Origin of the sequence: Microbispora sp. CA-135349 (genome assembly GCF_050947365.1) — a bacterium.
GTDB lineage: Bacteria > Actinomycetota > Actinomycetes > Streptosporangiales > Streptosporangiaceae > Microbispora.
This window is the reverse complement of record NZ_CP192001.1, coordinates 5,328,078-5,348,104: the sequence shown is the minus strand read 5'-3', so window position 1 is coordinate 5,348,104 and position 20,027 is coordinate 5,328,078. Positions and strand designations below refer to the sequence as shown.

Here is a 20,027-nt window from a genome sequence, read left to right as displayed (position 1 = left end):
ACCCCGGAACGAAGGGGCTGAGGAAACGGGGGGCGGACGGCGTCGCGGAAGGTGTGCGTTGGCCCGGCTGCCCCCGGTCGGCGCACCTCGGCAACATCCCTGACTTGTATGGCAAAACAGACGAGCCGTGGGGTGTGGAAGCGTGGCGGTCGCCGCCTCTGGCAGGATGGTCATGATGAAGGTCCCGAGCTTGAATGTTCCGGGCCTCCGCCGCAGGAAGGTCGAGGGCCTTCCCGGGGTGACGGCAGTGGCGAGAATCGACAGGCGGACCAAGAGGCTGACCAAGCGCCTCAAGCCTGGGGAAATAGCGATTATCGATCACGTCGACATCGACCGGGTCAGCGGGGAGGCTCTCGTCGCGTGCGGTGTGGCGGCCGTGATCAACGTCGCCGCGAGCATCAGCGGCCGTTACCCCAACCTCGGGCCCCAGATCCTGATCGACGCGGGCATTCCCCTGATCGACAACGCGTCGCCGGAACTGTTCGAGCGGATCGCCGACGGTGAGGTGATCCGTGTCCACGAGGGCATGGTCCACCTCGGCGAGGAACTGGTCGGCAAGGGGCAGCCGCAGACGGCCGAGAGCGTCGAGGCGGCGATGACCGAGGCCCGTGCGGGCCTGGCCGTCCAGATCGAGGCCTTCGCGGCCAACACGATGGAGTACGTCCGGCGCGAGCGCGACCTGCTGATCGACGGAGTCGGCGTGCCCGACATCCGAACCTCCCTGGAGAACCGCCACGCCCTGATCGTGGTGCGGGGTTACCACTACAAGGAGGACATCGCCACGCTGCGGCCGTACATCCGGGAGTACCGCCCGGTGCTGATCGGCGTGGACGGCGGGGCGGACGCGCTGCTCGAGGCCGGATATGTGCCCGACATCATCGTGGGCGACTTCGACTCCGTCTCGGAGAAGGCCCTGTGCTGCGGCGCCGAGCTGGTCGTCCACGCCTATCGCGACGGCCGGGCGCCGGGACTCGAGCGGGTGCGCAATCTCGGACAGGAGGCGGTCGTGTTCCCCGCGACCGGGACGAGCGAGGACATCGCGATGCTCCTGGCCGACGACAAGGGCGCCACGCTGATCGTCGCGGTCGGCACCCACTGGACGCTCGACGAGTTCCTGGACAAGGGCAGGTCGGGCGCGGCGAGCACATTCCTCACCCGCCTGCGGGTGGGAAGCAAGCTCGTGGACGCCAAGGGGGTGAGCCGGCTCTACCGCAGCCGGATCTCCACGTCGTCCCTCCTGTTGCTCGTAGCCACCACAATGATCACGATCGGTGTGGTGCTTTCGGTATCGCCGATCGGCCAGGTGTGGCTGAACGGCCTGCGCGTGGCCTGGAACGGCTTCATCTTCTGGCTGGTCGGACTCTTCTCGTGATCGATTTCCGTTATCACCTCGTCTCGATCGTGGCGATCTTCCTCGCGCTCACGGTCGGCATCGTGCTGGGCAGCACCGTGCTCGAGCCCACGCTCATGAAGTCGGCCGAGGAGACGACCGCCTCTCTGCGACAGGCCAACGAGAAGTACCTGACGCAGCTCTCGGAGCTGCGGACGCGCGAGGAGGGCGGCAACTCGCTGGTCACGACCCACCTGCCCGAGCTCGTGCGCGGCCAGCTCGCGGGGGAGCGCGTCGTGCTCGTCGAGGCTCCCGGCGCGCCGGCCGCGCTGCGCGACCCGATCGAGAAGCTCGTCACGAGCGCGGGCGCCACCTACAGCGGCAGGGTCAGCCTGACCGAGAAGTTCACCGACGCCGAGCAGGCGAGCGTGGTGGACGGGCTGGCCACCAACCTCGCCGCGGCCGGCACCACGTTCCCCGACGGGGCCACGCCGTACGACAAGGCCGCGGCGATGCTCGCCGGCGCGATCGTGACCAACGACCGTGCGCAGGCGGGCCGGGTCAACCCCGCGGCCGCCGGCGTGCTGGAGGCGTTCCAGGAGGGCGACTTCCTGACCCTGAACGACGACCCCGAGCAGCGCGCGACGATGGCCATCGTGCTCGCGCCGGCCCAGCCGTACGAGGGAGAGGACGCCGCCCGGCAGACGGACGCGATCGTCTCGGTGGCGGCCGGTCTCGACAGCGGCGCCCTCGGCACCGTCCTGGCCGGCACCGTCACCGCCTCCGCGAACGGGGGGGTCATCGGGGCGCTGCACGACACCGGCGGAGTGGCGTCGGCGGTCTCGACGGTCGACACCGTCGATTTCGCCGCGGGCCGTGTCGTGGTGGTCTACGCTCTGCGGGAGCAACTGGCCGGCCGTTCGGGTGCGTACGGCATCGGCAGCGGCGCGACGGCGTTCGAGCCCACGCTGACCATGCCCAGCCAGACCCCCACCCCGGTGGCGAGCCGGGGCTGAGCCACCGGCCGGCACCACCAACGTAGGAAGGGCAACAGCCGTGGCCAGACGTCCCCAGGCCGGCACCCGCGCCGCCGCGGCGCTCAGTGTCGCTGCCGGTGCCGCCGTCGGCGCCGCACTCGGCGCCGCCGCCGCACGCGCCGCCTTCGCCGCGTTCCGGCGCCGCCCGCCGATCGGCGACGAGAAGACCGCCGACGAGTACTGGACCCGGGTCAACCACCGGGGCGAGCCGGTCACCCTGCTGGAGGGCCCGGCGTTCGCGGCCGGAGCCGTCGCCGCCTCCGCCCTGGCCCCCGGCCTCCCCATGCGCGCCCGCGCGGCCGCCGTGCTCGCCGGCGCGGGCAGCGGCGTCCTCGGCGCGTACGACGACCTGTTCGGCACGACCTCCTCCAAGGGGTTCAAGGGCCACCTGGCCGCGCTCGCGCGCGGTGAGGTGACCAGCGGAGCGGTCAAGATCCTCGGCATCGGCGCCACCGGGCTCGCCGCGGCGGCGCTCGCCCCCGGCGACGGCCGGGGCGGCAGCGCGGTGACGCGGTCCCTCGACACGCTCGTCGGCGGCGCGTTGATCGCCGGCAGCGCCAATCTCGCCAACCTGTTCGACCTGCGGCCCGGCCGCGCGATCAAGGTGGGGCTGCTCGCCGGGGTTCCCCTGCTGGTCGCCTCGATCGCCGCGCCGTACGGCCCGCGCTCCCGCCGGGCCGCCGCGTTGACCGCCGTTCCGCTGGGCGCGGCGGCGGCGCTGCTGCCCGAGGACCTGGGCGAGCGGGCGATGCTCGGCGACGCCGGGGCGAACGCGCTCGGCGCGCTGCTCGGCCTGGCGGCCACGGCCCGGCTGGGCAGGCCCGGCAGGATCGCCGCCCTCGGTGCCGTCGCCGCTCTCACCGCCGCCTCGGAGAAGGTCAGCTTCACCAAGGTCATCGCCGGCAACCCGGTGCTCAACCGGCTGGACATGCTCGGCCGCCGCGCTCCGCAGGCCACCCCCGGCACGTCGGGGTCGCGCGGGTGACCTGGACGACCAGGGCCGTCCGCGGAGGCGTACGGCACCGGCATGGGTAAGCGGCATGGGTAAGCGGCATGGTTAGACGGCTCGGGGCGGGGATCGCCGGGGCGGCGGTCCTGATCGGGGTCATCACGGTTCTGGCGCGGGTGACCGGTTTCGCGAAGCAACTGGCGTTCGCGCGCACGGTCGGCACGAACTGCCTGGCCACCGCCTACTACACGGCCAACAACGTGCCGAACATCGTCTTCGAGGTCGTGGTGGGCGGCGCGCTCGCCGGGATGGTCGTCCCGGTGCTCGCCGGCGCCGCCGCCCGAGCGGACGGCGGGGCGCGTGCGGAGGTCGACAGGATCGCCTCCGCGCTGCTGACCTGGGTGGTCGTGCTGCTGGTGCCGCTCGCCGCGCTGACCGCGCTGGTCGCGGGGCCGCTGGCGCGGCTGCTCGTCGTCTTCGGGGTCGGGGACTGCGACGTCGGCCAGGTCGCCGGCGTGGCGGCGCGCATGCTGGTCGTGTTCGCGCCGCAGATCCCGTTGTACGGCATGGCCGTGGTGCTCTACGGCGTGCTGCAGGCCCATCGCCGGTTCTCGGGGCCGGCGCTGGCGCCGCTGGTGTCGAGCGTGGTGGTCATCATCGCCTACCTGGCCTTCGGGCCGCTCAGCGGCGGACACAAGGACCCCGCCACGGTGCCCGCACCGGCCGAGATCGCGCTGTCGGCGGGAACGACGCTCGGCGTGCTGGCCCTGGTCGTCACCGTGGTCGGGCCCACATGGCGGCTCGGCCTGCGATGGCGGCCCACACTCCGCTTTCCCGAGGGTGTCGCCGTAGAGGTGCGGCGGCTCGCCCTGGCCGGGCTGAGCGCGCTGGTCGCCCAGCAGGCCGCCGCGGCGATTCTGATCCCCATCGCCAACCGCGTCGGCGGGGGCGCGCTGCCCGCCTACAACTACGCCTGGGCGATCTACCAGGTGCCGTACGCCGTGCTCGCGGTGCCCATCGCGACCAGCGCGTTCCCCGCGCTCGCCGCGCGGGCGCGGGCCGAGGGCGAGGGCGGGGCCGAAGGTGAGGGCTTCGCGGCGCTGGCGGCGCGCACGACGCGCGCGGTCGTGCTGGTCTGCGGTCTGGCGGCCGGCGCGCTGGCCGCGGTGGCGGGCCCGGTCGCGCACGTTTTCCTCGCCCAGGCCGACACCGAGATCGCGGCGGCGGAGTTCGCCCGGGGGATCGCGCTGTTCGCGCCCGGGCTCATCGGGTATGGCCTGGTGGCCCACCTCAGCCGGGTGCTGTACGCCGCGGGACAGGGCAGGGCGGCGGCCCGGGGACAGATCGCCGGGTGGCTGGTCGTGGCCGTGGCCCAGGTGGCGTTCGTCCTCGTGCTGCCGGAGGGCTGGGGCCTCGGCGGGCTCGCACTCGGGCAGGCGGCCGGCATGACGCTGGGGGCCGGGCTGCTGCTGGCCTCGGTCGTGCGGGCGCGAGGGGCGCGGGCCGCCCATGGCGTTGCGCGGGCCGGTCTGGCCGCCCTGCTGGGCGGGGGCGCGGGCTTCCTCGCGGGCGCGGCGGCCGCCCGGCTTCCCCTGGCGGGCGAGGGCCCGTGGGGCGGCCTCCTGACGGCCGCTCTGGCCGGTCTGACCGCCGTGGCCGTGGGAGTCCTCGTCGCCGCTCTCGTGGACCGGGCGGATCTGGCCGCCGCCCTGTCCGGAGTGAGACGCGGGAGGGGCGCGAGCCCGGCGGACCCGCCGGCCGAGGAGACGGTATGAGCGAGCGAGTCGATAGGCACGGTGTCTGGCGAGGTGCTGAAGCGCGCGCCTCCGGCACGACCGAACTGCGAGCCGGAGGCGAGGAGGTGGCATGAGCGAGCGTAGCGAGCGAATCAGTAAGCACAGTGTCTGGCGAATGCCGCTCCGAGCCGGAGGCGAGGAGGTGGCATGAGTCGGGTCGTGCTGGTGCTGGGGTCGAGCGTGGGAGGGGTGGCCCGGCACGTGCGGATGCTCGCGGGCGGGCTGGTCACGCGGGGGCATCGCGTGCTGGTCGCGGGTCCGGGCAGCACCGAGGAGACCTTCGGGTTCACCGGCACGGGCGCGGACTTCGCCGAGGTCGAGATCGCCGACCGGCCTCACCCCGTGCACGACCTGCGGACCGCTCTGCGCCTGCGCGGGCTCGCCCGCGGCGCGGACGTCGTCCACGCCCACGGCCTGAGAGCCGGCGCCCTGGCCGCGCTCGCCCTCACCGGGGCGCGGGGGTGGCCGCGCCTCGTGGTCACCCTGCACAACGCGGTCACGGCGGGCGGCGCCATCGGCGTGGTCTACCGGGTGCTGGAGCGGATCGTCGCCCGGCGTGCGGACCGCGTTCTGGCGATCTCGCCGGACGTCGCGGAACGCATGCGGGCCAGGGGCGCCCGGGGAGTGGACCTCGCGGTGGTGCCGGCGCCGCCGCTCGCCGAACCCGCCCGCCCGGCCGAGGACGTGCGGGCCGGAATTCACGCCCGGCTGTCCGGCGCGGCGCGGACGCAGCAGGAGGCGGAGGAACGGCCGATCCTGCTCACGGTCGCCCGGCTGGCCCAGCAGAAGGGCCTGGAGACGCTGCTCGACGCGGCGGCCGGGCCGTACAAGGGGGACCCGGTCTTCGTGATCGCGGGCGACGGACCGTTGCGCGAGGAGCTTCAGGCCCGGGTCGACGCCGAGGAACTGCCCGTGGTCCTGTACGGCTGGGCGGAGCCCGCCGACCTGCTGCAGGTCGCGACGGCGGTGATCGTGCCCAGCAGGTGGGAAGGGCAGCCGCTGAGCGTCCAGGAGGCGCTGCGGGCGGGCAGGCCCGTCATCGCGACCCGGGTGGGCGGCATTCCCGCGATGGTGGGTGAGGCGGCCCTGCTGGTGCCGCCGCAGGACCCGGGCGCGTTGAGCCGGGAGATCGGCCGCCTGCTCGGCGATCCCGCTCTGGCCTCCCGCCTGGCGCAGGCGTCCGAACGGCGTGGCCGCGAGCTCCCCGACGAGGACGCGGCCCTGCGGGCGGTGCTCGCGGCGTACGGGCTCGCGTCGTAGCGACGGGGTGGCGGGACGGTGCGACCACCCTCTCGCGCCGGTGACACAAGACCGTCGGCGCGGCTAGCGGCCGCGTGTCTCCGCCGGCGAACGCGGCCGTTCCGGCAAGGATTAGGCGAGGCTAAGTCTGATCCATATACTGGATGGGTTGGGGGGGAGTATCCCTTCGCGGCGGTTCCGTCATCACGGTGTCAGCACCCGGGGCCGTCGGTCCGCCGTGTACGGGCGGGAGAGACCTCCGGCAGTGTGTTCAGCGCGCGCCGGAGGTAGTCGTGGTACATGCACCGCTGTGGTTGTGGGCCCTGGTCATCGTGGGTCTCCTTGTCGTGATCGCCATCGACCTGTGGATCGTCGATCGTGGCGAACCACGCGAGTTCTCGATGCGGCAGGCCGGTATCTGGGTGGGTTTCTACGTCTGCCTGGCCGTGCTGTTCGGCGTCGGGTTAACGGTGTGGGCCGGTGCCGGCACAGGTGGTGAGTTCTTCGCGGGCTATCTGACGGAATACAGCCTCAGCGTCGACAACCTGTTCGTCTTCTACATCATCATGACCCGTTTCGGGGTGCCCAGGATCTACCAGCACAAGGTCCTGCTGGTCGGCATCGTCCTGGCGCTCGTCATGCGCGGGATCTTCATCGCCGTCGGAGCCGCCGCGCTGAGCCGCTTCGGCTGGCTGCTGTACGCGTTCGGGGTCTTCCTCATCTACACGGCGTACACGCTGATCCGGGACCATAACAAGGATGACGAGGAGTTCAACGAGAACATCCTCCTGCGCTGGGCACGGAGGGTCTTCCCGACCACTCCCGACTACGTCGGCTCACGGGTGACCGTGCGGGTGGACGGCAAGCGCATGGTGACGCCCATGCTGATCGTGATGATCGCCATCGGCACCACGGATCTGCTGTTCGCCCTCGATTCGATTCCGGCCATCTTCGGCCTCACGAAGGCGGCCTTCATCGTGTTCTCCGCGAACGCGTTCGCCCTGATGGGACTGCGTCAGCTCTACTTCCTGCTCGGCGGTCTGCTGCAGCGGCTGGTCTACATCAGCTACGGATTGGCGTTCATCCTCGGATTCATCGGGGTTAAGCTGATTCTCGAAGCACTCCACGAGAACAAGGTCTCCTGGGCTCCTCAGATCCCCATCTGGGTGTCCCTGGCGGTCATCGGCGTGACCATGGCCGTGACCACCGTAGCCAGTCTCATCAAGGCTCGCCGCGACGACAAGATTGTTACTCCTTCGGCGGAAGCCTCCCAGACGGAGGCGTCTCAGGCGGAAGCCCCGCAGGGCTAGCGAAAACGGGCACTCACCCTGTTTGCTTGTTCTCGTTGTGCCACACATTGACTGCCGGATCGGTAATATCGATCGTTAGCTCGCATGCCGGTCCATAGTCGCCAGAAGAGTACAAAGGTCATCTGTGTCCAACGAATCGTTGCCCCGCGGCCCCGAATCCGGGCTCGCGGGAAGTGCCCGGGGCAGAGTCAGGCTCGCACGCGGGGTGTCCCCGTGGCTGGCTCCGACCGCCGCGGCGGCGGCCGTCACCGCCGTCCTCACCCGCCGGTCGCCCCGTTGGGCGCTGGCCGCGGCGCCGCTCGCCGCCCTCACCGGCGGGATGCTGTGGTTCTTCCGCGATCCCGAGCGCGTGCCGGGCGAGGGCAGGCTCATTTCGCCCGCCGACGGCGTCGTACAGAGCATCGACCCGTGGCCGGACGGCCGCACCCGGGTCGCGATCTTCATGAGCCCGCTGAACGTCCACGTCAACCGGGCTCCCGCGGCCGGTACGGTCACCGCGGTCGAGCACGTGCCCGGCGGCTTCGTGCCCGCGTTCAACAAGGACAGCGACAAAAACGAGCGTGTCGTCTGGCATTTCGACACCGCGCTCGGGGACATCGAGATGGTGCAGATCGCCGGCGCCGTCGCGCGCCGCATCGTGCCGTACCTGTTCGCGGGCGCGAAGGTCGTCCAGGGCGAGCGGGTCGGGCTGATTCGTTTCGGCTCCCGGGTGGACGTCTACCTGCCCGAGGGCATCGTGCCGGCGGTCACCGTCGGCACCCGGACCGTCGCGGGGGTGACGCGCCTTGACCACGTCTGATCTCGGGGCCGAAGCCGCCTGGCCGGTGGAGGACGCGCCCGAGGAGCCACGCGGGCCCGTCGGCAAGGCCTTCCGCCTGTCGGCCGCCGACTCTCTGTCCCTCGGAAACGCCCTCAGCGGCTTTCTCGCCGTCTGCGTGCTCGCCTGGTCGGCGATCAGCAACCTGCAGAACGACGTCAAGTTCGTCCCCGATCCGCGCTTCTTCGGAACCGCCGTCGTGCTGCTGCTCATCGGGGCGACCTGCGACCTGTTCGACGGCCTGGTGGCGAGGAAGTTCCGCGCGTCCGCCATGGGCGCGGAGCTGGACAACCTCGCCGATGTGATCAGCTTCGGCTTCGCGCCCGCCTTCATGGTGATGATCTGGGCCGGATTCTCCGGCAAGGTCCCCCTGTGGCTGGTGCTGTGCGCGGCCGGGTCCGTCCTGCTCGCCGGCGTCGTACGGCTGGCCCGCTTCGCCTGCGTGAAGACCAAGAGCGGCGACTTCATGGGCCTGCCGATCCCGATGGGCGCGATGACCGTGGTGTCGATCGTGCTGCTCTTCCAGCCGAACTACATCACCATGGCCGCCATCTTCGCGGTGGCCTGGCTCATGGTCAGCCGCATCGAGTATCCCAAGCCGAAGGGCAACCTGGCCGCCGTCGTGCTGGGCTGGATGCTGATCAACGTGGCGTGCCTGACGATCTGGGCCGCCGGTCTCGCCGGCGGCGACCAGCTGATCAAGGTGGGCGCCACGATGCAGATCGCGATCGTGTCCGCCATTCCACTTCGCGTTCTCATGTTCAAACAGCAGCAGCGCAGGGAACGACGCTCGGAGAACGCGGGCTGACGTCGTCGCATGGACAGGGCCCCGGTCGGCTGGGGCCCGCCACCTTGGGCCCGGGCCAATCACGTGGAGATAACGCCTAGTCCAATGGAGCCCTGGTCGCCATGCCTCGTGAGCACACCCGGACGTACTTCCTCGGCAAGCTGGCTCGTGAGCTCGAGCTGCGGGGGCTGGAGGCGTCCCTGCGCCCCGACCCGCCGTCGCTGAAGGTCCGGGACCCGGACGCGGCGCTGTTCACCGAGACCGTGGACTGCGTCGCGATGTCGGACGGCTGGTTCTACCGCTGGTCCTGGGGCGACGTGGTGGAGAGCGCGGAGGAGCCCGCTCTCGCGGCCGACCGCATCGTCAAGGTCTTCACCACCGGCGAGCCCCGGCCGCACCCTGCTCTGGGCGACGCCTGACGGGTCGCACCCTGCTCTGGGCGACGCCTGACGGGTCGCACCCTGCTCTGGGCGACGCCTGACAGGTCGCGCCCTGCCCTTGGCGACGCCTGACGGGTCGCGCCCTGCTCTGGGCGACGCCTGACCGGGCCCTCGGCGGCGCCCGGCCGGTCCGCTCCCCGTCAGAGGCGGATCCACTCCGTCGCCGTGGTGACCTTGTCCAGGACGTCCGGGAGGGGATCCACGCCCAGCCCCGGGCCGTCCGGCACGTCGAGGTGCCCGCCGTCCAGCTCGAACGGCGGGGTCACGTCGGTGTGGAAGTAGCGCCGGGAGGCGGAGGTGTCGCCCGGGAGCGTGAAGCCGGGCAGCGCGGCCAGCGCGAGGTTGGCCGCCCGGCCGATGCCGGTCTCCAGCATGCCGCCGCACCACACCGCGACGCCGTGGGCGCGGCACAGGTCGTGGATGCGCCGGGCCTCCAGGTAACCGCCCACCCGCCCCGGCTTGATGTTGATCACCGAGCAGGCGCCGAGGCTGATCGCCGCCGCCGCGTGGGCTGCCGATTCGACGGACTCGTCGAGGCAGATCGGCGTGCGGATCGACCGGGCGAGCCGGGCGTGCTGCACGAGGTCGTCGTCGGCCAGCGGCTGCTCGATCAGCAGGAGATCGAAGTCGTCGAGCCTGGCCAGGTGCCGGGCGTCCGCGAGCGTGTACGCCGCGTTGGCGTCCACCTGGAGCAGCAGGTCCTCCCCGAACCGCTCACGGACCGCGCGGACCGGCGTCACGTCCCACCCCGGTCCGATCTTCAGCTTGACCCGTACGTATCCCTCCGCGACGTACGCGCCGACGGTGTCGAGCAGTTCGTCCACCGAGCCCGAGATCCCGACCGAGACACCGCAGGGGACGCGGTCGCGGGTGGCGCCGAGGTATCGGGCGAAGGACTCGCCGGTGATCCGGAGCGACGCGTCGAGCACCGCGGCCTCCAGCGCCGCCTTGGCCATCCGGTGGCCCTTGAACGGCGCGAGGGCGGGGCCGACGGCCTGGGGATCCAGCCTGCGGGGGAGCGCGGGAATCAGGAAACGCCGCAGCACGTCGGCCGCCGCGTCCACGTACTCGGAGGAGTACAACGGCTCGGACATGGCGACGCACTCGCCCCAGCCCTCGGCCTCCGGCGTCACCACCCGCACCAGCAGGACGTCGCGTGCGGTCTCGGTGCCGAACGACGTCCGGAACGGCGCGACGAGCGGCATCGCGATCCGGCGCAGTTCGATTCCAGTGATCTCCATGAGGTGCCCGGCTCCAGGGAAGGGACGGTGTGCGCCGTTCACTATACGGACGTTCAGACCACCAGTCCGAGCAGGAGCACGCAGCAGAACGACACCACGGAGATGACCGTCTCCATGATCGACCAGCTTCTGATCGTTTCGCCGACCGACATCCCGAGATACTCCTTGACCAGCCAGAACCCGGCGTCGTTCACGTGGGAGAAGAACAGCGACCCGGCGCCGATGGCGAGCACGAGCAGGGCGACGTGCGCGGGGGACTGGCCGGCGGCCAGCGGCGCGGCGATCCCGGCGGCGGAGATCGTGGCGACCGTGGCGGAACCGGTGGCCAGCCGGATCCCGACGGCGATCAGCCAGCCGAGCACGAGCACGGGCACGTTCGCGCCCTGCGCGGCCTCGCCGATGACCTTGCCGACACCCGAGTCGACCAGGGTCTGCTTGAATCCTCCGCCAGCGCCGACGATGAGCAGGATCCCGGCGATCGGCGGCAGCGAGTCGGCGATCGCCGAGGAGATCCGGGCCCGGTCGAAGCCCGCGGCGCGGCCCAGCGTGAACATCGCCACGATCACCCCGATCAGCAGGGCGACGAGGGGAGTGCCGAGGACGTCGAACACGGTGCGCACCGCGTGGTCCTCCGGCAGGGCGATCTCCGCGACGGCCCGGCCCAGCATGAGCACGACCGGCAGCAGGATCGTGGCCACCGTGACGCCGAAGCCCGGCCGGGGGCGGTCCGCGTCCTCCGGCGCCGTGTCCCCGGGCTTCTGGACCTGCTCGCGTTCGAGCCGCTCGGGCGGCGCCGGCCGCACCCATCGGGCGGCGAACCTGGCGAACAGCGGGCCGGACACGATCACCGTCGGGATCGCCACCAGCAGGCCGAGCCCGAGCGTGAGCCCGAGGTCGGCCTTGAGCGTGTCGATCGCGACCAAGGGCCCGGGATGCGGGGGCACCAGGCCGTGCAGGACGGACAGGCCCGCCAGGGCGGGGACCGCGATCAGCAGCAGCGGGCGGCCGCTGCGCCGGGCCACCAGCAGGATGACGGGCATCAGCAGGACCAGCCCGATCTCGAAGAACATCGGCAGACCGATGAGCACCGCGATCAGCGTCATCGCCCACGGCAGCGCCCGGTCGCCGCTGCGGCGCAGGATGCCGTCGACGATCTCCTCGGCGCCGCCCGAGTCGGCCAGCAGCTTGCCCAGCATCGCCCCGAGGGCGATGAGCACGCCGACGCCGGCCACGGTCGAGCCGAGCCCGCCGGAGAAGCTGTCGATCAGCTTCTCCGGGGCCATGCCGGCCACCAGGCCGAGCACCCCCGAGCCGAGCGCGAGGGCGAGGAACGGGTGGGCCCGCAGCTTCGTGATCAGCAGCACGATGACCGCGATGCCGGCCAGGGCGGCCACGATGAGGCGGGTGTCGTGGCCGCTCCACGCGGCCGCGCTCGCGAGGGGGGTCACGAGGGGGGTCATCTGGGGGCTCCTCCGACGGTTCGTGCGGTAGCCGCTGCCCCGCAGGAGCCCCCTGAATCACGCGGACCGGATCAAGCGCCCGGCCGGCCGCCCGGCCGGGTGTGCGTCACCAGCCGCGGGCCTTCCACTCGGGCAGGTGCGGCCGCTCGGCGCCGAGGGTGGTGTCCCTGCCGTGGCCGGGGTAGACCCATGTCTCGTCCGGCAGGCGGTCGAAGATCCGCTCGACCACGTCCGTGAACAGCTGCTCGAACCGTGCCGGGTCCTTCTGCGTGTTGCCGACGCCGCCGGGGAACAGGGAGTCGCCGGTGAACAGGTGGCGGTCCTGGTAGAGCAGCGCGATCGAACCGGGCGTGTGGCCGCGCAGGTGGATGACGTCCAGCGTCACCACGCCGACCGTGACCCGGTCGCCGTGCTCGACCTCCCTGGTCACCTTCACCGGCAGCTCGGGGGCGTCGAGAGGGTGGGCGACGGTCTGCGCGCCGGTGGCCCGGGCGACGTCCTCCAGGGCCCCCCAGTGGTCGGGGTGCCGGTGAGTGGTCACGATCGAGCTGATCGGCATGTCGCCGATGAGTTCGAGCAGCCGGTCGGGCTCGGCCGCCGCGTCGACCAGCAGCCCGTCGCCGGTCTCGGCGCACCGCAGCAGGTACGCGTTGTTGCCGAAGTCGCCGACCTCGATCTTCGAGATCGTCAGCCCCGGGATCTCTCGTACGTCGGCGGGCCCGCCCTTGGTGACGTCTCCGGTGTAAGTCATGATCGTTTCCTTTCTGCTACTGGACGGCGGACTGCTCTAGTAGGCGGTGGGCGGCCAGGACGACGGAGGCTCGGAGGGCAGCCCCGCCGGGGACGGCTTCGGCCAGGCCGGCGGGGTCGGCAGCCCCCCGGCCGCGTCGTGCCGGAGGCGCGCGCCGAGATGGTCGTGCCGGGGGCGCGCGCCGAGATGGTCGTGCCGGAGGTGCGCCTCGGGGACGTCGTGGGCGGGGCGCGCCTGCGGCGAGCCGAGGAGCCGCAGCCCCGCGCCGTCGGTCCTGCCGGCGAGCCACGCGAGCAGCTCGCGCGGCGTCCCCTCCACGACCGGGCCCTCGCCGAGTCCCGTCCAGATCCGCACGACCTCGCCGGTGCCCGGCTCGCGGGCGACGACCTCGCTCACCGGGCTCTCGCTGCCGAGCCAGAGCATCGTGTCGTACAGCTCTCGTCTCACGTACGTTTCCGGCCAGTCGGCCCATCCGTAGCCTGCCCCGAGGTCGGCGTGGTGCACCTCGACCTCCCTGAGACGGCGGATCGGGACGTACCAGGCGGGGTGCTCGGGCGGGGTCATCCCCGAGACCGGCGCGGTCCACGCCTCGGCGGGCATCCGCCCGGCCGCCGCCGCGAACCGCTCGGCACTGTCGCGCAGGTCGGCGAGCTGTTCGGCGGCCGGGCGGGCGGCGCCCGCCTCGATTCCGGCCTCGCGGGCCCGCGCCGAGGCGTACTGCGGGATGCGCACCCCGGTGCGTGCCCACTCCAGCAGGTTGACGCAGCTGTCGGCGTTGCGGGCGATGTGCGCGAGCACGTGTCCCCTCGTCCAGCCGGGCAGCAGGGACGGCGCGCGCAGATCCTCGTCGGTGAGGCGGGCGGCGGTCGCCAGCAGGCGTTCGGTCGCCTCGGCCAGCTCTCGCTCGATCTCGTCGATAACGGACATGGAAAGAATCATGGACCCTGGAGTCCCCCGCCGCCGTCCACGGGCGCGCGGGGGAAGAGGACGGCGCTCCCGGCGGTTGTATGAGCAGGGGTTTCGCGCGGAAGACAGGCACGGGTTTGACGAAGCTCATACCCTGGTTCACGGAGCGTGTCCCACGAAGCACGCGGGGCCGCCCCCTCCGGCCGCCGGACGACGCCCCCCGAAATTGTCGGTGGCTCTGGATAGCCTGCCCGTGCACCTCCATTCACCTCATCGACCTATCGGGACCACCGTGGCTGACCGCCTGATCGTGCGTGGCGCACGCGAACACAACCTGAAGGACGTCTCGCTCGATCTCCCGCGAGACGCTCTGATCGTCTTCACCGGGCTCTCGGGCTCCGGCAAGTCCAGCCTGGCCTTCGACACGATCTTCGCCGAGGGACAGCGACGGTACGTGGAGTCCCTGTCCGCGTACGCCCGGCAGTTCCTGGGCCAGATGGACAAGCCCGACGTCGACTTCATCGAGGGCCTGTCCCCGGCCGTCTCCATCGACCAGAAGTCCACCAGCCGCAACCCCCGTTCGACCGTCGGCACGATCACCGAGGTCTACGACTACCTGCGGCTGCTGTGGGCGCGCATCGGCAAGCCGCACTGTCCGCAGTGCGGCCGCCCGATCGCCCGCCAGACGCCGCAGCAGATCGTGGACCGTGTGCTCGAACTGGAGGAGGGCACCCGGTTCCAGGTCCTCGCCCCGATCGTCCGCGGCCGCAAGGGTGAGTACGCCGAGCTGTTCCGCGAGCTGCAGACCAAGGGCTACGCCCGGGCCCGGGTCGACGGCACCATCGTGCGGCTGGAGGAGCCGCCCACGCTCAAGAAGTACGAGAAGCACGACATCGAGGTGATCGTTGACCGCCTGTCGGTCAAGGAGAGCGCGCGGCGCAGGCTCACCGACTCGGTGGAGACCGCGCTGCAGCTGTCCGGCGGCACGATCACGCTCGATTTCGTCGACCTTCCGGACGACGACCCCAACCGTGAGCGCTTCTACTCCGAGCACCTCTACTGCCCCTACGACGACCTGTCGTTCGAGGAGCTGGAGCCCAGGTCGTTCTCGTTCAACTCGCCGTTCGGCGCCTGTCCCGAGTGCACCGGCCTCGGCACCCGCATGGAGGTCGACCCCGACCTCCTCGTGCCCGACCCCGAGCGCACGCTCGGCGACGGCGCGATCAGCCCGTGGGCGAACGGCCACACCAGTGACTACTTCGTGCGGCTGCTGGAGGCGCTGGGCAACGCGCTCGGCTTCGACCTCGACACCCCGTGGGAGCGGCTGCCGAAGAAGGCGCAGAAGGCGATCCTGCACGGCCACGACGAGCAGGTCCACATCCGCTACAGCAACCGGTACGGCAGGCAACGCTCGTACTACACCGACTTCGAGGGCGTGATCCCCTGGGTCCAGCGCCGGCACGCCGAGTCGGAGAGCGACGCCAGCCGGGAGCGGTTCGAGGGCTTCATGCGCGAGGTGCCCTGCCCGGCCTGCAAGGGCCGCCGCCTCAAGCCGGTCTCGCTGGCCGTGACCGTCGGTGACGCCTCGATCGCCGAGGTCTCGGGGATGTCGATCGCCGACTGCGCGAAGTTCCTGTCCGGCCTGCGGCTGTCGGAGCGGGACATGCACATCGCCGAGCGGGTGGTCAAGGAGATCAACGCCCGGCTGGGCTTCCTGCTCGACGTCGGCCTCGACTACCTCACGCTCGACCGTGCCGCCGGCACGCTCGCGGGCGGCGAGGCGCAGCGCATCAGGCTGGCCACGCAGATCGGCTCCGGTCTCGTCGGCGTGCTGTACGTGCTGGACGAGCCGTCCATCGGCCTGCACCAGCGCGACAACCAGCGTCTGCTGGAGACGTTGATCCGGCTGCGCGACATGGGCAACACGCTGATCGTGGTCGAGCACGACGAGGACACGATCGCCGCCGCCGACTGGGTGGTCGACATCGGCCCCGGCGCGGGCGAGCACGGCGGCCAGGTCGTCGTGTCCGGCACCGTGCAGGACCTGCTCGCCAGCGAGGAGTCGCTGACCGGGGCGTACCTGTCGGGCCGCAAGGCGATCACGGCGCCGGAGGTCCGGCGCCCGCGGGACAAGAAGCGGCAGCTCGTGGTGAAGGGCGCCCGTGAGCACAACCTGAAGGGGGTGGACGTCGAGTTCCCGCTCGGCGTCTTCACCGCTGTCACCGGCGTCTCGGGGTCCGGCAAGTCGACGCTGGTCAACGACATCCTGTACGCCGCGCTGGCCAAGGAGCTGAACGGCGCGAAGACCGTGCCCGGCCGGCATTCCCGGGTCGTCGGCACCGACCTGGTGGACAAGGTCGTCCACGTCGACCAGTCGCCGATCGGCCGCACGCCGAGGTCCAACCCGGCGACGTACACGGGCGTCTTCGACCACGTGCGCAAGCTGTTCGCGGCCACCACCGAGGCGAAGGTCCGCGGTTACCTGCAGGGCCGGTTCAGCTTCAACGTCAAGGGCGGGCGCTGCGAAGCGTGCGCCGGCGACGGCACCATCAAGATCGAGATGAACTTCCTGCCGGACGTCTACGTCCCCTGTGAGGTCTGTCACGGCGCCCGCTACAACCGCGAGACGCTGGAGGTCCATTACAAGGGCAAGACGATCTCCGAGGTCCTCGACATGCCGATCGAGGAGGCGCTGGAGTTCTTCGAGGCGATCCCCGCCATCCGCCGCCACCTGAAGACCCTCAACGACGTCGGTCTCGGGTACGTGCGGCTTGGCCAGCCGGCGACCACGCTGTCCGGCGGCGAGGCGCAGCGGGTGAAGCTCGCCTCCGAGCTGCAGCGCCGTTCGACCGGCCGCACCGTGTACGTGCTGGACGAGCCCACCACCGGCCTGCACTTCGAGGACATCCGGCGGCTTCTCGGCGTGCTCAACCGGCTCGTGGACGCCGGTAACACGGTGATCGTCATCGAGCACAACCTCGACGTGATCAAGACCGCCGACTGGATCGTCGACATGGGGCCCGAGGGCGGGTCCGGGGGCGGCAGGGTCGTCGCCGCCGGCACGCCCGAGGAGGTCGCCAGGGTCGAGGAGAGCCACACCGGGGCCTTCCTCCGCAAGATCTTGGGCGTATGAGTATTCGTCTCATTATTTCTCCCTACTCTTCTCCTTCCGACCGCGTCGTCGAACCGGCCACGGGGTGATGGCCGCGCCTGAGGACACACAGGGTGACGCGTCGCGAAGGGGAAGGACCCGGGGCCGTGGAGGTCCCGGGCGCCATCAGGGAAGGAAGAGCATGACGGATACGACACGCCGGACCGTGATCTTCGGCGCCGGAGGCGCCGGGCTGGCCGTGGCGCTGAGCGCGTGCGGCGCCTCAGACGGGGACGACACGACGGCGTCGGCCGGCCAGAGCGGTGCGTCCGAGGGTGGTCAGGCGGCCCAGGCCGGGGGTGAGATCGCGAAGACCGCCGACATCCCCGAGGGCGGCGGCAAGGTCTTTAAGGACCAGGACGTCGTCGTCACCCAGCCGGCGGCCGGCGAGTTCAAGGCGTTCAGCGCGACCTGCACCCACCAGGGCTGCCCGGTCGCCAGAGTCGCGAACAACGAGATCGTCTGCCCCTGCCACGGCAGCAAGTTCAGCGCCAAGGACGGCTCCGTGACGAACGGCCCGGCGACCAAGCCGCTCGCCGAGAAGAAGATCACAGTGAGCGGCGACAGCATCACCCTCGCCTGACGGGGGCCGCCGGGTCCGCCGTCCCGGCGGACCCGGCGTCCGGGGGTGGCGAAGGCGCGGTGGCGGCGGGCTCGTCTTTCACCGTCGCCGGGGACGGCGGGACCGCCGGCCCGGATCGTCGGCAGGGATTGTCAGCAGGGCCCAGTAGTCTTTGGGTGTGGCGGATCCGGCAACCTATCGACCGGCGCCCGGATCGATTCCCGAGTCGCCAGGCGTCTATCGCTTCCGCGACCCGGGCGGCCGGGTGATCTACGTGGGCAAGGCGAAGAGCCTGCGGCAACGGCTCAACTCATACTTCGCGGACTTCGCCGGCCTGCACCCGCGGACGCAGACCATGCTCACGACCGCGGCGTCCGTGGACTGGACGGTGGTCGGCACCGAGGTCGAGGCGCTCCAGCTCGAATACTCCTGGATAAAGGAGTTCGACCCCCGGTTCAACGTCAAGTACCGCGACGACAAGTCGTACCCGTACCTGGCCGTGACGATGGGGGAGGACTTCCCCCGGGTGCAGGTGATGCGCGGGGCCAAGCGGAAGGGCACCCGCTACTTCGGCCCCTACTCGCACGCCTGGGCCATCCGGGAGACCGTCGACCTGCTGCTGCGCGTCTTCCCCGTGCGGACGTGCTCGGCCGGGGTCTTCAAGCGGGCGGGGCAGATCGGGCGGCCCTGCCTGCTGGGATACATCGACAAGTGCTCCGCGCCCTGCGTCGGCAGGGTCACCCCGGACGAGCACCGAGCCCTCGCCGAGGACTTCTGCGACTTCATGGCCGGCAACACCGGCCGCTTCATCAAGCGGCTGGAGCGCGAGATGCGCGAGGCGGCCGCGGTGGAGGAGTACGAGCGGGCCGCGCGGCTGCGCGACGACATCCAGGCGCTGCAGCGGGCCCTGGAGAAGCAGACGGTGGTGCTCGGCGACGACACCGACTGCGACGTGATCGCCCTGGCCGAGGATCCGCTGGAGGCGGCGGTCCAGGTCTTCTACGTGCGCGGTGGCCGCATCCGTGGCCAGCGTGGCTGGGTGGTCGACAAGGTCGAGGAGGCCACTCCCGGCGAGCTGGTGGAGCAATTCCTGCTCCAGATGTACGGCGAGGCGGCGATTCCCCGCGAGATCCTCGTGCCGGCGCGGCCCCCGGACGAGGCCGCGCTGATCGAGCTGCTGAGTGAGCAGCGGGGTTCCCGCGTCGACCTGCGCGTTCCCCAGCGCGGCGACAAGAAGAGCCTCATGGAGACCGTTGAGCGCAACGCCAAGGAGTCGCTCGCGCAGCACAAGCTGCGCCGTGCGAGCGACCTGACCACGCGCAGCCTGGCCCTGCAGGAGATCGCCGACGCCCTCGACCTCGATCAGGCGCCGCTGCGGATCGAGTGCTACGACGTGTCGCACATCCAGGGCGAGAACGTCGTGGCCTCGATGGTGGTCTTCGAGGACGGGCTGGCCCGCAAGAGCGAGTACCGCCGTTTCTCCATCAGGACGACGGAAGGCGACGTCGCCTCGATATACGAGGTCATCTGCCGGCGGTTCAAGCGTTACCTGGAGGAGCGGGCGGCGACGGGCGAGCTGGACGCGGAGACGGACGACGCGGCCGGGCATGACGGGGCGGGCTACGACGGGGCAGAGCACGAGGGGGCAGAGCACGAGGGGGCAGAGCACGAGGGGGCAGAGCACGAGGGGGCAGAGCACGAGGGGGCGTGGCGCGGCGGTGCGGCGACGCCGATCGACCCGGAGACGGGCCGTCCCCGCAAGTTCGCCTACCCGCCCAACCTGGTCGTGGTGGACGGCGGCCCGGCGCAGGCGGCGGCCGCCCAGCGCGCCCTCGACGAGCTCGGCATCGACGATGTCGCGGTGTGCGGGCTGGCCAAGCGGCTGGAGGAGGTCTGGCTGCCCAGCGACGACCAGCCGGTGATCCTGCCGCGCAGCAGCGAGGGCCTCTACCTGTTACAACGCGTCCGCGACGAAGCGCACAGGTTCGCTATCACCTACCATCGGACGAAGAGGTCGAAATCGCTCAAGGAGAGCGCGCTTGACCAGGTGCCGGGCCTCGGTCCGGCACGCCGTCAGGCCCTGCTGCGTCACTTCGGTTCGGTGAAGCGGCTGCGGGAGGCGAGCGCCGAGGAGATCCGCGAGGTCCCCGGCATCGGCCGCGCGACCGCCGAGGCCATCGTCGCGGCGCTGCGCGGTGAAAGCCCGTCCCCGGCGGGGCAGGGGTCGTGACGTGTCCGCGCCGGCGTCGCG

Annotated in this window: 16 protein-coding genes; 12 read left to right on the top strand and 4 right to left on the bottom strand. The window is 71.5% G+C overall.

Annotated features, from left to right (window positions below; all coding sequences use genetic code 11):
• Positions 1-175 precede the first annotated feature (175 nt).
• The 9 genes from steA (at position 176) to ACQPZZ_RS24610 (ending at position 9,684) form a co-directional block, all read left to right on the top strand.
• Positions 176-1,372: a putative cytokinetic ring protein SteA gene (gene steA, locus ACQPZZ_RS24650; protein ID WP_432922530.1), complete on the top strand. Its 1,197-nt coding sequence runs from the start codon at positions 176-178 to the stop codon at positions 1,370-1,372.
• The gene (locus tag ACQPZZ_RS24645; protein WP_363641007.1) at positions 1,369-2,346 is read left to right on the top strand and encodes a copper transporter; all 978 of its coding nucleotides are present in this window, start codon (positions 1,369-1,371) and stop codon (positions 2,344-2,346) included. Before steA ends, ACQPZZ_RS24645 begins: the two co-directional genes overlap by 4 nt.
• Positions 2,347-2,386: 40 nt before the next feature.
• The gene (locus ACQPZZ_RS24640) at positions 2,387-3,352 is read left to right on the top strand and encodes a hypothetical protein (protein ID WP_432922527.1); all 966 of its coding nucleotides are present in this window, start codon (positions 2,387-2,389) and stop codon (positions 3,350-3,352) included.
• A gap of 68 nt (positions 3,353-3,420) precedes the next feature.
• Positions 3,421-5,091, top strand: a complete 1,671-nt coding sequence (gene murJ, locus ACQPZZ_RS24635; protein ID WP_432922524.1) for a murein biosynthesis integral membrane protein MurJ — start codon at positions 3,421-3,423, stop codon at positions 5,089-5,091.
• 168 nt (positions 5,092-5,259) lie between these two features.
• A complete protein-coding gene (locus tag ACQPZZ_RS24630) occupies positions 5,260-6,372 on the top strand; it encodes a glycosyltransferase family 4 protein (protein WP_432922521.1) in 1,113 nt (370 codons plus the stop codon).
• Between the two features lie 272 nt (positions 6,373-6,644).
• Positions 6,645-7,661 (top strand): TerC family protein, encoded by a 1,017-nt coding sequence (locus ACQPZZ_RS24625; RefSeq protein WP_432922518.1) that lies wholly within the window; start codon positions 6,645-6,647, stop codon positions 7,659-7,661.
• A 139-nt stretch (positions 7,662-7,800) separates the two neighbouring features.
• Positions 7,801-8,460 carry a phosphatidylserine decarboxylase gene (locus tag ACQPZZ_RS24620; RefSeq protein WP_432934518.1) on the top strand — a complete coding sequence of 220 codons (660 nt, stop codon included), beginning with the start codon at positions 7,801-7,803 and terminating at the stop codon, positions 8,458-8,460.
• Entirely contained in the window at positions 8,447-9,286 is an 840-nt protein-coding gene (pssA, locus tag ACQPZZ_RS24615; RefSeq protein WP_432922515.1) for a CDP-diacylglycerol--serine O-phosphatidyltransferase, read from the top strand. The genes ACQPZZ_RS24620 and pssA overlap by 14 nt, the downstream gene beginning before the upstream one ends.
• A gap of 101 nt (positions 9,287-9,387) precedes the next feature.
• Positions 9,388-9,684: a hypothetical protein gene (locus ACQPZZ_RS24610; protein WP_030507339.1), complete on the top strand. Its 297-nt coding sequence runs from the start codon at positions 9,388-9,390 to the stop codon at positions 9,682-9,684.
• A gap of 161 nt (positions 9,685-9,845) precedes the next feature.
• On the opposite strand, the gene menC is transcribed toward ACQPZZ_RS24610, so the two are convergent.
• From menC to ACQPZZ_RS24590, 4 genes are all read right to left on the bottom strand, one after another.
• Entirely contained in the window at positions 9,846-10,946 is a 1,101-nt protein-coding gene (gene menC / locus ACQPZZ_RS24605) for an o-succinylbenzoate synthase (protein ID WP_432922512.1), read from the bottom strand.
• Positions 10,947-10,999: 53 nt separating this feature from the next.
• A complete protein-coding gene (locus tag ACQPZZ_RS24600; RefSeq protein ID WP_432922509.1) occupies positions 11,000-12,406 on the bottom strand; it encodes a gluconate:H+ symporter in 1,407 nt (468 codons plus the stop codon).
• A 106-nt stretch (positions 12,407-12,512) separates the two neighbouring features.
• Entirely contained in the window at positions 12,513-13,157 is a 645-nt protein-coding gene (locus tag ACQPZZ_RS24595; protein ID WP_432922506.1) for an MBL fold metallo-hydrolase, read from the bottom strand.
• A 36-nt stretch (positions 13,158-13,193) separates the two neighbouring features.
• Positions 13,194-14,084 (bottom strand): maleylpyruvate isomerase family mycothiol-dependent enzyme, encoded by an 891-nt coding sequence (locus ACQPZZ_RS24590; protein ID WP_432922503.1) that lies wholly within the window; start codon positions 14,082-14,084, stop codon positions 13,194-13,196.
• 271 nt (positions 14,085-14,355) lie between these two features.
• Between ACQPZZ_RS24590 and uvrA the strand changes: the two genes are divergently transcribed.
• From uvrA to uvrC, 3 genes are all read left to right on the top strand, one after another.
• Entirely contained in the window at positions 14,356-17,196 is a 2,841-nt protein-coding gene (gene uvrA, locus ACQPZZ_RS24585) for an excinuclease ABC subunit UvrA (protein WP_432922500.1), read from the top strand.
• Between the two features lie 160 nt (positions 17,197-17,356).
• The gene (locus ACQPZZ_RS24580; RefSeq protein ID WP_432922497.1) at positions 17,357-17,797 is read left to right on the top strand and encodes a Rieske (2Fe-2S) protein; all 441 of its coding nucleotides are present in this window, start codon (positions 17,357-17,359) and stop codon (positions 17,795-17,797) included.
• Between the two features lie 157 nt (positions 17,798-17,954).
• On the top strand, positions 17,955-20,006 hold the full coding sequence (uvrC, locus tag ACQPZZ_RS24575) for an excinuclease ABC subunit UvrC (protein ID WP_432922494.1): 2,052 nt from the start codon (positions 17,955-17,957) through the stop codon (positions 20,004-20,006).
• Positions 20,007-20,027 lie beyond the last annotated feature (21 nt).

What these genes read in the sequence shown, in the direction of transcription:
- steA (WP_432922530.1), top strand. Translation starts at nt 176, where the DNA reads ATGAAGGTCCCGAGCTTGAATGTTCCGGGCCTCCGCCGCAGGAAGGTC.
- murJ (WP_432922524.1), top strand. Translation starts at nt 3,421, where the DNA reads ATGGTTAGACGGCTCGGGGCGGGGATCGCCGGGGCGGCGGTCCTGATC.
- ACQPZZ_RS24630 (WP_432922521.1), top strand. Translation starts at nt 5,260, where the DNA reads ATGAGTCGGGTCGTGCTGGTGCTGGGGTCGAGCGTGGGAGGGGTGGCC.
- ACQPZZ_RS24610 (WP_030507339.1), top strand. Translation starts at nt 9,388, where the DNA reads ATGCCTCGTGAGCACACCCGGACGTACTTCCTCGGCAAGCTGGCTCGT.
- menC (WP_432922512.1), bottom strand. Translation starts at nt 10,946, where the DNA reads ATGGAGATCACTGGAATCGAACTGCGCCGGATCGCGATGCCGCTCGTC.
- ACQPZZ_RS24600 (WP_432922509.1), bottom strand. Translation starts at nt 12,406, where the DNA reads ATGACCCCCCTCGTGACCCCCCTCGCGAGCGCGGCCGCGTGGAGCGGC.
- ACQPZZ_RS24595 (WP_432922506.1), bottom strand. Translation starts at nt 13,157, where the DNA reads ATGACTTACACCGGAGACGTCACCAAGGGCGGGCCCGCCGACGTACGA.
- ACQPZZ_RS24590 (WP_432922503.1), bottom strand. Translation starts at nt 14,084, where the DNA reads ATGTCCGTTATCGACGAGATCGAGCGAGAGCTGGCCGAGGCGACCGAA.
- ACQPZZ_RS24580 (WP_432922497.1), top strand. Translation starts at nt 17,357, where the DNA reads ATGACGGATACGACACGCCGGACCGTGATCTTCGGCGCCGGAGGCGCC.